Annotated in this window: 15 protein-coding genes; 10 read left to right on the top strand and 5 right to left on the bottom strand. The window is 65.9% G+C overall.

Translation table 11 applies throughout. From position 1 onward, the window contains the following. Window positions 1–19: 19 nt before the first annotated feature. Both AC4D6D_RS08415 and AC4D6D_RS08410 read right to left on the bottom strand, forming a co-directional pair. Window positions 20–373, bottom strand: a complete 354-nt coding sequence (locus tag AC4D6D_RS08415) for a hypothetical protein (protein ID WP_491324925.1) — start codon at window positions 371–373, stop codon at window positions 20–22. A 115-nt stretch (window positions 374–488) separates the two neighbouring features. Then, window positions 489–2,096: a phosphoenolpyruvate carboxykinase gene (locus tag AC4D6D_RS08410; RefSeq protein ID WP_491324924.1), complete on the bottom strand. Its 1,608-nt coding sequence runs from the start codon at window positions 2,094–2,096 to the stop codon at window positions 489–491. A 256-nt stretch (window positions 2,097–2,352) separates the two neighbouring features. Here AC4D6D_RS08410 and AC4D6D_RS08405 point away from each other — a divergent pair, with 256 nt between their 5' ends. Genes AC4D6D_RS08405 through AC4D6D_RS08370 form a run of 8 tightly spaced genes read left to right on the top strand, consistent with a single transcriptional unit; the run spans window position 2,353 to window position 8,221 of the window. Beyond that, the gene (locus AC4D6D_RS08405; protein WP_147219707.1) at window positions 2,353–3,159 is read left to right on the top strand and encodes a response regulator transcription factor; all 807 of its coding nucleotides are present in this window, start codon (window positions 2,353–2,355) and stop codon (window positions 3,157–3,159) included. Further along, entirely contained in the window at window positions 3,149–4,729 is a 1,581-nt protein-coding gene (locus AC4D6D_RS08400) for a stimulus-sensing domain-containing protein (protein ID WP_147219708.1), read from the top strand. The genes AC4D6D_RS08405 and AC4D6D_RS08400 overlap by 11 nt, the downstream gene beginning before the upstream one ends. Next, window positions 4,726–5,160: an HPr kinase/phosphorylase gene (locus AC4D6D_RS08395; protein WP_491324923.1), complete on the top strand. Its 435-nt coding sequence runs from the start codon at window positions 4,726–4,728 to the stop codon at window positions 5,158–5,160. Before AC4D6D_RS08400 ends, AC4D6D_RS08395 begins: the two co-directional genes overlap by 4 nt. 56 nt (window positions 5,161–5,216) lie before the next feature. Further along, window positions 5,217–6,176 carry an RNase adapter RapZ gene (rapZ, locus tag AC4D6D_RS08390; RefSeq protein ID WP_491324922.1) on the top strand — a complete coding sequence of 320 codons (960 nt, stop codon included), beginning with the start codon at window positions 5,217–5,219 and terminating at the stop codon, window positions 6,174–6,176. A 55-nt stretch (window positions 6,177–6,231) separates the two neighbouring features. Continuing rightward, window positions 6,232–6,639, top strand: coding sequence for a PTS sugar transporter subunit IIA (locus AC4D6D_RS08385; protein ID WP_147219710.1), 408 nt, complete (start codon window positions 6,232–6,234; stop codon window positions 6,637–6,639). Then, window positions 6,636–6,914, top strand: a complete 279-nt coding sequence (locus tag AC4D6D_RS08380; protein ID WP_086490403.1) for an HPr family phosphocarrier protein — start codon at window positions 6,636–6,638, stop codon at window positions 6,912–6,914. The genes AC4D6D_RS08385 and AC4D6D_RS08380 overlap by 4 nt, the downstream gene beginning before the upstream one ends. Then, entirely contained in the window at window positions 6,911–7,744 is an 834-nt protein-coding gene (locus AC4D6D_RS08375; RefSeq protein ID WP_491324921.1) for a TrmH family RNA methyltransferase, read from the top strand. Before AC4D6D_RS08380 ends, AC4D6D_RS08375 begins: the two co-directional genes overlap by 4 nt. 45 nt (window positions 7,745–7,789) lie before the next feature. Beyond that, window positions 7,790–8,221, top strand: coding sequence for an META domain-containing protein (locus AC4D6D_RS08370; RefSeq protein ID WP_147219712.1), 432 nt, complete (start codon window positions 7,790–7,792; stop codon window positions 8,219–8,221). Between the two features lie 3 nt (window positions 8,222–8,224). Here the strand turns inward: AC4D6D_RS08370 and AC4D6D_RS08365 are convergent, their stop codons facing one another. From AC4D6D_RS08365 to recR, 3 genes are all read right to left on the bottom strand, one after another. Beyond that, complete coding sequence (locus tag AC4D6D_RS08365) at window positions 8,225–9,811, bottom strand: DNA recombination protein RmuC (RefSeq protein WP_491324920.1); 1,587 nt, start codon at window positions 9,809–9,811, stop codon at window positions 8,225–8,227. A 68-nt stretch (window positions 9,812–9,879) separates the two neighbouring features. Continuing rightward, on the bottom strand, window positions 9,880–10,449 hold the full coding sequence (def, locus tag AC4D6D_RS08360; RefSeq protein ID WP_491324919.1) for a peptide deformylase: 570 nt from the start codon (window positions 10,447–10,449) through the stop codon (window positions 9,880–9,882). A 218-nt stretch (window positions 10,450–10,667) separates the two neighbouring features. Further along, entirely contained in the window at window positions 10,668–11,264 is a 597-nt protein-coding gene (gene recR, locus AC4D6D_RS08355) for a recombination mediator RecR (RefSeq protein WP_147219715.1), read from the bottom strand. Window positions 11,265–11,324: 60 nt separating this feature from the next. Between recR and fmt the strand changes: the two genes are divergently transcribed. Further along, entirely contained in the window at window positions 11,325–12,233 is a 909-nt protein-coding gene (gene fmt, locus AC4D6D_RS08350) for a methionyl-tRNA formyltransferase (RefSeq protein ID WP_491324918.1), read from the top strand. Then, entirely contained in the window at window positions 12,230–12,976 is a 747-nt protein-coding gene (truA, locus tag AC4D6D_RS08345; RefSeq protein WP_491324917.1) for a tRNA pseudouridine(38-40) synthase TruA, read from the top strand. The genes fmt and truA overlap by 4 nt, the downstream gene beginning before the upstream one ends. Window positions 12,977–13,154: the final 178 nt, after the last annotated feature.

Here is a 13,154-nt window from a genome sequence, read left to right as displayed (position 1 = left end):
CGGGACGGCGCTTTCCCGCTTACTTCTTGCCGAAGAAGCCCTTGGCCATATCGGTAAGGTCGTCGATCACGCTGCCATCGCCGTCCTTATCGAGAAAGGCGGTGAACTTCGAGGGATCGCTGCCCACGAGGCTGGCAAACTGGCCGAGCGAGCCTTCGCCGCCGATCGCCGAGATGATCTGCTGGATCGTGCCGACGCCGAGACCGGTCTTCTCCGCCGCCAGCAGCGCCGTGTCACCCTCTTCCTGATGGGCGAGGCCCAGCGCGGCGATCGCCTTTTCCGCCTGCGCCGGCTCGATGCCGAGCTTCGAGGCGAGGTTCGCTACATCGGCGTGTTCGCTGACTTGTCCAAGGATACCGTCGAAAAGTCCCATGGTCTTTCTCCTGGAGAGAGGGAAACAGGAAGATGCACGGTCTGGATGACAAAACAAGGGCCTCGAAACGCAAGTTCCGAGGCCCCGTTGCTATTGCGCGCCGTTCAGCGAGAGATCATGCCGCGACAGGAGCCGCCTTGCGGACGCCTTCGTCGACATGGGCTTCGAACTGGGTGAAGTTGTCGATGAACTGCTTCACCAGAGTCTGCGCGGTCTTGTCGTACTCGGCGCCGTCGGCCCAGGCACCGCGCGGATTGAGCAGCTTGGCGTCGACGCCCGGAACCGCCACCGGAACCTCGAAGCCGAAGTTCGGATCTTCCTTGAACTCGGCGTCATTGAGGCTGCCGTCGAGCGCGGCATTCAGCAGCGCGCGGGTGGCCTTGATCGGCATCCGCTTGATGCCTTCCATCGTCGCCATGCCGCCCGACCAGCCGGTGTTGACCAGCCAGCACTTCACGCCGCCCTTGGCGATCCGCTCCTTGAGCAGGTTGCCGTAGACCGAGGGGTGACGCGGCATGAACGGCGCGCCGAAGCAGGTCGAGAACGTCGCTTCCGGTTCGGTCACGCCGATCTCGGTGCCCGCGACGCGCGCGGTGTAGCCCGAGAGGAAGTGATACATCGCCTGATCGGGCGTCAGACGCGCGATCGGCGGCAGCACCCCGTAAGCGTCGGCGGTGAGGAAGATGATGTTCTGCGGAACCGGGCCGAGGTTCTTCTCCGAGCAGTTCGGAATGAAGTCGATCGGGTAGGAACCGCGGCTGTTTTCCGCCAGCGAGTTGTCGTCGAGGTCGATCTGGCGGGTCTCGGGATCGATCACCACGTTTTCGAGCACGGTGCCGAAGCGCTTGGTCGTGGCGAAGATTTCCGGCTCGGCCTCGGGCGAGAGGCGGATCATCTTGGCGTAGCAACCGCCTTCGAAGTTGAACACGGCCGTGTCGGACCAGCCATGCTCGTCGTCACCGATCAGCGTGCGCGAGGCATCGGCCGAAAGCGTGGTCTTGCCGGTGCCGGAAAGCCCGAAGAACACGGCGGTGTCGCCCTCGGGACCGATGTTGGCCGAGCAGTGCATCGGCATCACGCCCTTGGTCGGCAGCAGGTAGTTGAGGATGCCGAAGACCGACTTCTTCATCTCGCCCGCATAGGCGGTGCCGCCGATCAGGATCAGCTTTTCGGTGAAGTTAACCGCGATCACCGTCTCCGTGCGCGAGCCGTGGCGCTCGGGATCGGCACGGAAGCTCGGCAGGTCGATGATGGTATATTCCGGCACGAACCCGGCCAGCTCGGCCTCGCTCGGACGCACCAGCAGGGTGCGGATGAACAGGTTGTGCCAGGCGAACTCGTTGATAACGCGCACGTTGACGCGGTGTTCCGGCTGCGAGCCGCCGAACAGGTCGGCCACGTAGAGCTGGTCCTTTCCGCCGAGCGCGGCGAGGAAATCCTCCTTCAGCGCGGCGAAGTGCTCCGGCGTCATCGGCACGTTGGTCTTGCCCCACCAGACCGTATCCTCGGTCTCGGCGTCCTTGACGATGAACTTGTCCTTGGCGGAACGCCCGGTGTGCTTGCCGGTGGCCACGACGAACGGGCCGTCCGCGGCCAGCACGCCCTCGCCGTTCCGGATGGCCTGCTCGACCAGGGGCGCGGTGCCCAGGTTGGCCAGGATCTTCGCCCCGGTTTCTATGCCTTGACTGGCGAGCGGATAGTTAAGGGTAGCGGCCAATGTCATCTCCTCCATTTAAGGCGGGTCCGGCGGGAACCGGGCACGCCCCGACATTTTTGCCCGAGAATCGGTCGGCGATTGTTCGCCCGCTGCCGTTGTCGGTCAAATTTTCGCAAAAAGAAATGGAGCGAGCGAGGTAGGACGAATGCTCTTCGCCCATTCCGAGGCAATTTCAGGACGAGCCGCAAAGGCGTGGACGCTCGCCACGGCAAAGGCTAGTCACGGTCGCCCGGTTGCATCGCAAGGAACGCAGCGCAGTCCCATGGCAGACCCCACGGCATCTTCCACGCCAGCCCCCGCACCCTTGGCTGCCTCTTCCGAAGAGATCGCACCCGCACCTGTCTCGGCCCCGGCCCGCCAGCAGTCCATCGCGCTGGTGGACGACGACCGCAACATCCTCACCACGGTCTCCATCGGTCTCCAGGCCGAAGGCTTTGCGACCCGCCTCTACACCGACGGCGAGACCGCGCTGAAGGCCCTGATGGAGAACCCGCCGGACCTCGCCATCTTCGATATCAAGATGCCGCGCATGGACGGGCTGCACCTGCTCCAGGCGCTGCGCGAACAGTCGAGCCTGCCGGTAATCTTCCTGACCTCGAAGGACGAAGAGCCGGACGAGGCGCTCGGCCTTGCCATGGGCGCGGACGACTACATCACCAAGCCGTTCAGCCAGCGCCTGCTCGTTGCCCGCATCCGCGCCATCCTGCGCCGCAGCGAACTGGCGAAGGCGAGCAGCGAGGAGAGCGTGCAGGAAAACCTGCCGGACCCGGTGGTGCGCGGGCGCCTCAGCCTCGACCCCGCGCGTCATCAGGTGGCCTGGGACGGCGCGCCGGTCTCGCTGACGGTCACCGAATTCCTGATCCTTGAGGCACTCGCCCTGCGCCCCGGCGTGGTGAAGAGCCGCAACCAGTTGATGGACGCTGCCTACAGCGAGGACGTCTACGTCGACGACCGCACGATCGACAGCCACATCAAGCGCCTGCGCCGCAAGTTCCGCGCGATCGATCCCGACTTCTCCGCCATCGATACGCTTTATGGTGCCGGCTATTCCTACACCGATGGCTCCTAATCACGCGCGCAAGCGCCGGAAGGCCTCGCTGCTCGTCCGGCTCGGCCTGTCCTGGCGCGTCTCGCTGACGGCGCGCATCCTCGCGGTGAACGTGATCGCGCTGGCCCTGATGGCGGGAAGCCTGTTCTACATCGATTCCTACCGACGCGAACTGCTGGGCGAACGCTTCCGCCTCGCCCGCTCGGAAGCCGAAGTCGTCGCCATCACCCTGGCCGAAGAGAATGGCGAGGACCGCCGCGACCTGATCGCCCGGATCGGCTCCGGTCAGGCCCTGCGCCTGCGCCTGTTCGACCGCAGCGGCAAGCTCGTCGCCGACAGTTTCGCGCTGGCGAAGCCGTCCTACCGGCTCATCGACCCCGCCACCGAACCGTGGCTTCAGGACGCCGCCCGCGCGCTCGACAAGGCCATGGACTGGGTGCTCGGCTCGCCGCCGGTCGCCGACTATCGCGACGCTCCGGGCGCCGGTGCCGCGGCCTGGCCTGAAGTGGCCGCCGCGCTGGCCAGCGGCCGCACCGAAGTCAGCCACAAGGCCGCGCCGGACCGCACGCCGGTCATCATCGCCGCAACCCCGGTCGGCAAGCGCGGCGAGGCCTTGCTCGTCACCCGCAATGCCCGCGACATCACCGAGAACGTGCGCATGGCGCGCCAGACGCTCGCCATCATCGTCGGCGCCGCGCTGACCGTCTCGATCCTGCTTTCGCTGTTCCTCGCCCGCACCATCGTCGAACCGCTGCGCAAGCTGGTCCGCGCTGCCGTGCGCGTGCGCCTCGGCCGCGACCGCAGTGTCGTGGTGCCGCGCCTGCCCGACCGGCGCGACGAGATCGGCCTGCTCGCCCGCGCGATCTCGGACATGAGCGGCGCCCTGCGCCAGCGCATCGACGCGGTGGAGAGCTTCGCCGCCGATGTCGCCCACGAGCTGAAAAATCCCCTGACCAGCCTGCGCAGCGCTCTCGAAAACCTCGACCGCGTCGACGATCCTGGCTTGCGACGCCAGCTTCTCGGCATCGCCAAGGACGATGTGCGGCGGATCGACTTCCTCGTGACCGAGATCGCCGACGCCAGCCGCATCGATGCCGAACTCAGCCGCACGACCTTCGAGCCGGTGGACATGCTGCGGCTGGTGCGCGCACTCGTCACCGAACGCGAGCAGCGCAGTGTCAACGGCGCCTGCCCGATCCGGGTCATCCGCGAGGCCGACGGCGACCTCTTCGTCCCCGGCGACGCACCGCGACTGGAGCGCGTGCTCCAGAACCTGCTCGACAACGCGATCTCCTTCTCACCGGAAGGCACGCCCATCGAAGTCGCTGTCGGGCGCAGCGAAGGGCGGATCACCCTCTCCGTTTCCGATCATGGCCCCGGCATTCCCGAAGCCGCGCGCGAACGAATCTTCGAGCGCTTCCATTCGCTGCGGCCCGCCAGCGAAGAGTTCGGCAAACACTCCGGTCTCGGCCTCGCGATCGCCCGCACCATCGTCGAGGCCCACTACGGCAAGCTGCGCGCGACCGACCGTACCGACGGTGCTCCGGGCGCACGGCTGCTGATCTCGCTCCCGGCGTGGCAAGGGGAATGACGGTCGTGGCGCCTTTCGCCCGGCAAGCCACCTGCATTGCCATCAAGGGACGGGCGGTGCTGATCGAGGGACCCTCGGGCACGGGCAAATCCAGCCTGGCGCTCGCCCTGATCGATCGCGGCGCCGAGCTTGTCGGGGACGACGGCGTGCTGCTTCGCGCGTCCGAAGGGCGGCTTCTGGTACAGCCCCATCCGAACACGCGCGGGCTGATCGAAGTCCGCAACCTTGGTATCCTGCCCTTCCCGTGGCGAGAGGAGGCCCCGGTCTCGCTGGTCGTTACGCTGGACAGCGAAGCACCGCGCTTCATCGAGACCGCCGACAGCGTGGAGATCGGGGGCGTGACACTGCCCGCCCTGCGCCTCACACCCCGCGCCGAACCCCTGGCGCTGAAGGTGGAGTTAGCGTTGTTGCATTATGGCCTCACCGGGTGACAAACCTGTAAGAACGCCTCTTTTCTTTCCCGGCAACCGGGCGCAAACAGCCCCGGATGCAGGACGACCTCCCCCTCGAAGACGCGCAACCCGCGCCCGCCCCGGCCCAGCGACAGAAAGTGCTGCTGGTGACCGGCATGCTCGGCGCCGGCAAGACCACGGCGCTGCGAGTGCTGGAGGACCTCGGCTGGGAAATCATCGATAATTTCCCGGTCCGCCTGCTGGAACGCATGATCGAGGGCCAGCCCTCCGACGACCCGTCGCCGTTGGCGATCGGCTTCGACTGCCGCACGCGCGGGTTCAATCCGGAACGGGTCATCGCCCAGGTCAAGGCGCTGGGCGAGCGCGAGGACCTCGAAGTCACGACGCTGTTCCTCGACTGTTCGAGCAAGGAACTGGAACGCCGCTTCAACGAGACCCGCCGCCGCCACGTCCTCGCCGCCGATGCGCCGGTGGACAGCGGCATCCGCGCCGAACGCGAGTTGCTGGCGCCGCTGCGCCGCTGGGCCGACATTCTCGTCGAAACCACCGAATTCACGTCTAACGACCTGCAACGCGCGATTCGCGAACGCTTTGCCACGGAAGAGCCGGAAGACCTGACGATCACGATCTCCAGCTTCGGCTTCTCGCGCGGGATGCCGCCGCTCGCGGATTTCGTGTTCGACATGCGCTTCGTGGACAACCCGCATTGGGATTCCGAGCTGCGCCCGATGACCGGACAAGACGCCCCGGTGGGCGACTATATCCGCAAGGATCCGGCCTTCGACGAAGCATTTGCGCGGATTCGCGACCTGCTCCTGCTCCTACTTCCGCGTTATCGCGCGCAAGGCAAGGCCTATGTTCATGTCGCTTTCGGCTGTACCGGAGGGCGACACCGCTCCGTTTTTACCGCCGAGCAGATGGCAGCGGCCTTGCGCGAAGCGGGATTTTCGCCCACATTGTTGCATCGCAACCTGGGCTCGCGGGCTGCTGATCTTCTCGAGGGGGGAAATTCTCGAAGGGGTTCGGTAGCGTGAAAGAAGATTATATAACCCGGTCGCATTCGCAGGAAATTCGGAGCCAAACCCCAGCATGATCGGCATGATCCTGGTCACTCACGGCAATCTCGCCGAGGAATTCGTACACGCGATGGAGCACGTCGTCGGAGACCAGTCGGCGGTCGCAACCGTCTGCATCGGTCCCAACGACGACATGGAGCGTCGCCGCAGCGAGATCGCCGAGGCCATCACCGCCGTCGACAGCGGCGAAGGCGTCATCATTCTCACCGACCTGTTCGGCGGCACGCCCTCCAACCTCGCGATCTCGCTGATGGAAGCAGGCCGCGTGGAAGTGATCGCAGGGATCAACCTGCCGATGCTGATTCGCCTCGCCAAGGCACGCGCCTGCATGTCGGTGCGCGAAGCCGCCGCCGCCGCGCGCGATGCCGGGCGCAACTACATCACGATCGCCAGCGAATATCTGGGGCAGGACGCCGCATGAGCGATTTCCGCGAAACCGTCCTCATCGTGAACAAGCGCGGTCTCCACGCCCGCGCCAGCGCCAAGTTCGTCAACCATGTCGCCGAACTGCCGGAATCCGTGCTCGTCACGGTCGGCAAGGACGGCACCGAGGCGGCAGGCAATTCCATTCTCGGCCTGATGATGCTCGGCGCCGCCAAGGGCGACAGCATCGAGATCGCCTGCAAGGGCGAAGGCGCGCAGGACGCGCTCTCGGTCCTGGCAACGCTCGTGCGTGACGGTTTCGGCGAAGAATGACTTTTGCCGACCGCGCGGCCTATCGCCGCACCATTACCGGATTCTCGAACCCGCTGGTCAAGTTCCTCCGCTCCTTGCGTGAGAAGAAGCACCGCAAGCGGGAACAGCGCTTCCTCGCCGAGGGCCTGCGTTTGCTGACCGATGCCCGCGAATGCGGCATCGTGCCGGAAATGCTGGTCATGGCGATCGGCCGCGATCCGCATCCCCTGCTGGATGCTCTTGAGGAAGCGGTCGCCGCCGCAGGCGGCGAGATCGTCGAGATGGACGAGGAAATCCTCGCCAAAGTCACCGGCAAGGACAACCCACAAGCCGTCGCGGGCGTCTTCGCCGAATTCGACACGCGGATCGCCAATCTCGACCGCTCCGCCGCGCCGATCTGGCTGGTGGCGCAGGCGCTGCGCGATCCCGGCAATCTCGGCACGATGCTGCGGACCGGCGATGCGGTCGGTGCGGGCGGACTGATTCTGCTCGACGATTGCGCCGATCCCTTCTCAGTCGAAGCCGTTCGCGCCAGCATGGGGGCGATCTTCACCCAGAAGATCGCCATCGCCCGCTGGGACGAGTTCCAGGACTGGCTGCGCGCCGGAGACGGTCAGCTGGTGGCCGCCTCGCTGCGCGATCCCACCGACTATCGCCGCGCGCCTTATGCGGCGCCGTGCTTCCTGATGGTCGGCAACGAATCGCAGGGCCTGCCCCAGGCCTACGAGGAAGCCTGCGACTTGCGAGTCACCATCCCGATGCGCGGCCGGGCGGACAGCCTGAACGCCGCCGTCGCGGGTGCGGTACTTGCTTACGAGGCACTTGCCCACCTTGAGGGCGAAACTGAATAGCGCGTTCATCCGGGCATCATCCGCGACGTGTAGAGTGCCCGGATCATGCGTTCTTCTCTGCTTGCCCTTTGCCTTCTCCCGCCCCTCGCCGCCTGCTCCGTTCAGGGTGAGGATTCACCGCTAGCCCGCACGACCTGGCGATTTGCCCTGATCGACGGTCAAAGGCCGGACTCTGCCGATGCCCGCCTGACGTTCGAGGGCAGTAAGGTGGGCGTCCAGGTCGGTTGCAACCGCATGGATGGTCCCTGGCGCATCGATGCCGAACGCCTGATCGCAGGCCCCCTCGCCCTCACCGAGATGACCTGCACGGTTCCCGCCTGGGATCAGGAAAAGGCGGTGAACGCACTGCTCGTCGCTACGCCGCGCTTCGCCATCGACGGCAACCACATGATCCTGCAATCGAGCGGCCATACCGCCGAACTCGTCCGCGAAGGCGGCCCGATGGAACGCCCGACGCGAACCGCCGACGGTAGCTGAGGCCTACTCCGCCACTTCGGATAGCGCTCCCGCATCCGGCAAAGCGGCAGCACCTGGCTCGGCGCCAAAGCGCGGCACCGATTCGACTTGCGCCACTTCGTCGGAAATCTCGCGCTTGCCGATCTTGATGTGCTTTTCGGTAAGACGGCGCGCGCGGCTCATCACGTTACCCTCGTATGTGCGAGCGAAGTCGTTGAAACTATTGACCGCGCGGCCGAGGTGCACGCCGACTTTACCGAGATCGTCCTGCGTCTTGGCAAGGCTGTCATAGAGATCGCTGCCCAGCTTGCCGATCTCGCGCGCTTCCTTGGCAAGGCCCTCCTGCTGCCAGACTTGCGCGATAGTACGGCAGATGGCGACGAGGTTGGTCGGGCTGGCCAGCAACACTCGCCGCTCGAAGGCATAGTCCCACAGGCTGGAATCGTGGTCGAGCGCGGCGGCGATGAAGTGCTCGCCGGGCACAAACATCAGCACGTAGTCCGGCGCATTTTCGAACTGGCTCTGGTAGGACTTGTTGCCAAGGGTCTGGATGTGATTGCGCATCGAGGCTGCGTGCTGGTCGAGGAAGGCGTTGCGCACGGTCTCGTCATCGGCCTCGAAGGCATCCTGATAGGCGTTGAGCGAGACCTTGGCGTCGATCACCAGCTGCTTGTTACCGGGAACGCGCACGATCGCATCGGGGCGCAGGCGCCCGTCCTCGGTCTCGATCGAGTGCTCGGTCTCGAAATCTGTATGTTCGGTGAGGCCGCACTGTTCGAGCACGTTCTTGAGTTGCTGCTCACCCCAGCGACCGCGTGCCTTGGGCGCATTGCGCAGCGAATTGCTGAGCCGCGCGGCTTCGGTACGCACGCGCTCCTGCCCTGCGCTCAGTTCGACGAGCTGGCCGGTCAGCGTCGCAAAGGCATCGGTACGCTGCTTTTCGAGCGTGGCGACCTGCTCCTCATAGCTCTTGAGGCGCTCCCCGACGGGAGCGAGAAGCGTGCGGATACGCTCGGCATTGGCCTTCTCGCTCTCTTCGAAACGCGCACCGGCGCGGCTCAGGAAGGCTTCCTGCGCGCCTGCCAGAACCTTGGCCCCGGCATTCTCGAATTCCTTGCGCAGCGCTTCCTGCGCTTCGATCAGCAAACGCTTCTGCTCGTCGAAATTGGCCGATTTCTCGCGCAAAGTCGCCAATTCGGACGCGAGTTCGCGCTGCTCGCGGCGCAAGGCATCGACGAGAACCGCGTGTTCGGCGCGTGTGGTTTCAAGCGTCTGGGTGAGGTCACCGCGTGTGCGTTCGAGCACCGCGTCATATTCGCCGCGCAAGCGTTCGACCGCTTCGCCATGGCTGCGCCGGGCGATATCCATTGCCTGGCTGTGCTCCACGCGAGTGCGTTCGAGAGCATCGGAAAGTTCGTCCGCCCGGCTGGCCCGTTCGCTGGCCGAGGCGAGATCGCGAATCACGGCGCGGAACTTCTCGTCGAGTTCACGCGCCTCGCGATCGCGGGTTTCGTGGCGGTTTCGCCAGTCGGCGGCCGGTCTGGAACCGAAGAACCAGCCGGCCCCAAGACCGACAACGAGCGCGAGAATGGCGACGACAGCGATTTCCATTCCGGCAGCATAGCCAGAACATTCAGGGAACGCCAGTCCTCAGGCCGGCTTTTCCCCATTCAGCGAAATCAGGCCGCCTTGCGCAGCTTGTCGAGCTTCTTGAGCGCCATCTGGCGCTTCAGGCGCGAAAGGTGATCGATGAAGAGAATGCCTTCGAGATGGTCCATCTCGTGCTGGAGGCAGGTGGCCATCAGGCCCTCCATGTTCTCTTCATGCACGGTGCCGTCGAGGTCCTGCCAGCGCGCGCGGATGCGCGAGGGGCGCTCGACGTCGGCGTAGATCTCGGGAACCGAGAGGCAGCCTTCCTGATAGACCGTATGGTCTTCGGAAGGATCGAGGATTTCCGGATTGATGAAGATCCGGGGTTCCCGCTTCGTCGGCTGATGGGTGTGATGGTGCCCGCCGTGCGACGTGCACACTTCCGGCTCGGCATCCTCGTCGTCCGGCTGGAGATCGATCACCAGCACGCGCAGCGGCACGCCGACCTGGACCGCGGCGAGGCCAATGCCCGGCGCATTGTACATGGTTTCGAACATGTCTTCGACGAGCGTCTTCAGCTCGTCGTCGAACTTTTCGACGGGGACCGAAACCTGCTTGAGACGCGGATCGGGAACTTCGAGGATTTCACGGATAGCCATGCCTCGCAAATAAGCGCGATGGCCGATTCTCGCAAGATGGACGCTTCGATGACAGTGATCGAGAGTCGGTTTGGAAAATGCCCGAGGAGGGCATTTTCGTCAGCGGCACCGGCCCTCGCCCCCACCCGACCTCCCACGAGTGTATCCTGATGGGAGGTCGGGTGGGGGCGAGGGCCGGTGCCGCAAAATCCGCCCTTGGCGGATTTCCAAACGGGCTCCTAGGCCACCGGCCGCCTCGCACGGATGGCCTGGGCCAGCGTTCCCTCGTCCAGATAGTCGAGTTCGCCGCCTACCGGGAGGCCGTGGGCGAGCTGGGTGATGCGCACTGGAAGTCCTTCGAGACGCTCGGCAATATAGTGTGCCGTGGTCTGACCTTCGAGCGTGGCGTTCATCGCGAGCACCACCTCGTCGATGCCGCCTTCCTCCACGCGGCGCAGTAGACTGTCGATCGCCAGATCTTCCGGCCGCACGCCGTCGAGCGCGGAAAGACGCCCGCCGAGAACATGGTAGCGACCGTTGAACAGCCGCGCGCGGTCGAGCGCCCAGAGGTCCGCCACTTCCTCTACCACGCAGAGCGATCGCGCGTCGCGGCGCGCATCGGTGCAGATGCCGCAAGGGTCGGCGGTATCGATATTGCCGCAGGTCCGGCACTCGACGAGCGTTTCGCGCACCGCCGCAAGGGCATCGACCAGTTGCACCAGCGAGGTCTCCCGCCGCTTGATGAGCCAAAGCACCGCCCGGCGCGCGGAACGGGGGCCGAGGCCGGGAAGGCGCGACAGCGCGGCGGTAAGCGTCTCGATCTCTTGCGATGCCATGGCGGCGGAGATAGGGCCTCCGGAGCTTTTGAGAAAGACCTTCGGAGAATTCCCCACACCATGCGCATCGTCTTCATGGGTACGCCCGATTTCGCGGTGCCCGCCCTCGTCGCGCTGGTCGAGGCCGGGCACGAGGTCGTCGCCGTCTACAGCCAGCCGCCGCGCCCCGGCGGACGCCGCGGCAAGGAACTGACCCCCTCGCCCGTCCACAAGGAAGCCGAGGCGCGCGGGATCGAGGTCCGCCACCCGGTTTCGCTCAGGGGTGCGGAGGAACAGGAGAAATTCGCCGCGCTCCGCGCCGATATCGCCGTGGTTGCGGCTTATGGCCTGCTGCTGCCGCAGGCGGTGCTCGACGCGCCGCGCCTCGGGTGCCTCAACATCCATGCCTCGATCCTGCCGCGCTGGCGCGGAGCCGCGCCGATCCAGCGGGCGATCCTCGCGGGCGATCCGACCACCGGCGTGACCATCATGCAGATGGAGGCAGGGCTCGACACCGGGCCGATGCTGGCCACCCTGCGCACCACCATCGAGCGCAAGACCGCCGGTGAACTGACCTCGGAACTCGCCGAAAGAGGCGCGCAGCTCATGGTCGGCACCTTGCGCGACTTTGCCGTGCACCGCGCCGTCGGCCAGCCGGAAGACGGCGTTACTTATGCGAAGAAGATCGACAAAGCCGAGGCCCGGCTCGACTTCACGCTCCCCGCCGAGCAGGTCGAACGGCAGGTGCGCGCCTTCATGCCCGCGCCGGGTGCCTTCTTCGAACTGGACGGTGAGCGGTACAAGGTCCTCGCCGCCGATGTCGTGGAGGGCGCCGGCGAACCCGGCGTCACGCTCGACGATTCGCTGACCGTGGCCTGCGGCGAAGGCGCGCTGCGTGTCACCCGCATCCAGCGCGCGGGCAAGCCTGCCATGGACACGGCCGACCTGCTGCGCGGCCGGGCCGTTCCCGCCGGAACGAGGCTCGCTTGACCCGCTTCGCACTCACTCTCGAGTTCGACGGCGCGCCCTACATGGGTCTCCAGCGCCAGGCGCACGGCCCTTCGGTGCAGCAGAGTGTCGAGGAAGCCGTCTTCGCCCTTACCGGCGAGACCACGGGCATGCACGCCGCCGGGCGCACCGATGCGGGCGTCCACGCGCTCGGCATGAAAGTGCACATCGACATCGCCAAGCCGTTCACACCGTTCCAGTTCACCGAAGGGTTGAACGCCCGCCTGCGCCCCCATCCGATCGCGGTGGTCGGCTGCGAGGTGGTGCCGGACGACTGGCATGCGCGCTTCTCGTGCATCGGCCGCTCCTACATCTACCGCATCGCCAACCGCCGCGCGCCGCTCACGCTGGAGCGCGGCAAGGCTTGGCAGGTGCCCAAGCCGCTCGACGAGGCGGCCATGCACCGCGCCGCGCAGATCCTCGTGGGCCTGCACGACTTCACCACGTTCCGCTCAGCCCATTGCCAGTCGCAAAGTCCGCTCAAGACGCTCGACCGCCTCGACGTCCGGCGCGAGGGCGAGATGGTGCTGATCGAGGCCGAGGCCCGCAGTTTCCTGCACCATCAGGTCCGCTCGATGGTCGGCTGCCTTGCGCTCGTCGGCATGGGACGCTGGGAGGTCCGGCAGGTCGCCGAGGCGCTGGAAGCCCGCAACCGTCAGGCGCTGGGCCTCAATTCGCCGCCGGACGGGCTTTACTTCGTGAAGGCGACCTATCCCGGAGACTGACCGCGCCTGCACAAGGCGACACTTTGGTTGACACAGTTGACACGGTCCTGAGCGAAAAAGTCGCTCCCGGCCGGACCTGTCACCTTGTAGCGGACAATAGCGAAATGAAAGGCCGTGGAGAGCATGGCGCCATCCTACAGCACCGCCTGTCTGTAGGAAAATCGCCCCCGCTTCGGCA

The organism is Novosphingobium sp. BF6, assembly GCF_058273105.1.
This window is presented reverse-complemented; position numbering and strand designations above follow the sequence as displayed.

Coding starts and splice junctions, on each gene's coding strand:
- AC4D6D_RS08415 (WP_491324925.1), bottom strand. CDS start 373: ATGGGACTTTTCGACGGTATCCTTGGACAAGTCAGCGAACACGCCGAT.
- AC4D6D_RS08410 (WP_491324924.1), bottom strand. CDS start 2,096: ATGACATTGGCCGCTACCCTTAACTATCCGCTCGCCAGTCAAGGCATA.
- AC4D6D_RS08405 (WP_147219707.1), top strand. CDS start 2,353: ATGGCAGACCCCACGGCATCTTCCACGCCAGCCCCCGCACCCTTGGCT.
- AC4D6D_RS08400 (WP_147219708.1), top strand. CDS start 3,149: ATGGCTCCTAATCACGCGCGCAAGCGCCGGAAGGCCTCGCTGCTCGTC.
- AC4D6D_RS08395 (WP_491324923.1), top strand. CDS start 4,726: ATGACGGTCGTGGCGCCTTTCGCCCGGCAAGCCACCTGCATTGCCATC.
- rapZ (WP_491324922.1), top strand. CDS start 5,217: ATGCAGGACGACCTCCCCCTCGAAGACGCGCAACCCGCGCCCGCCCCG.
- AC4D6D_RS08385 (WP_147219710.1), top strand. CDS start 6,232: ATGATCGGCATGATCCTGGTCACTCACGGCAATCTCGCCGAGGAATTC.
- AC4D6D_RS08380 (WP_086490403.1), top strand. CDS start 6,636: ATGAGCGATTTCCGCGAAACCGTCCTCATCGTGAACAAGCGCGGTCTC.
- AC4D6D_RS08375 (WP_491324921.1), top strand. CDS start 6,911: ATGACTTTTGCCGACCGCGCGGCCTATCGCCGCACCATTACCGGATTC.
- AC4D6D_RS08370 (WP_147219712.1), top strand. CDS start 7,790: ATGCGTTCTTCTCTGCTTGCCCTTTGCCTTCTCCCGCCCCTCGCCGCC.
- AC4D6D_RS08365 (WP_491324920.1), bottom strand. CDS start 9,811: ATGGAAATCGCTGTCGTCGCCATTCTCGCGCTCGTTGTCGGTCTTGGG.
- def (WP_491324919.1), bottom strand. CDS start 10,449: ATGGCTATCCGTGAAATCCTCGAAGTTCCCGATCCGCGTCTCAAGCAG.
- recR (WP_147219715.1), bottom strand. CDS start 11,264: ATGGCATCGCAAGAGATCGAGACGCTTACCGCCGCGCTGTCGCGCCTT.
- fmt (WP_491324918.1), top strand. CDS start 11,325: ATGCGCATCGTCTTCATGGGTACGCCCGATTTCGCGGTGCCCGCCCTC.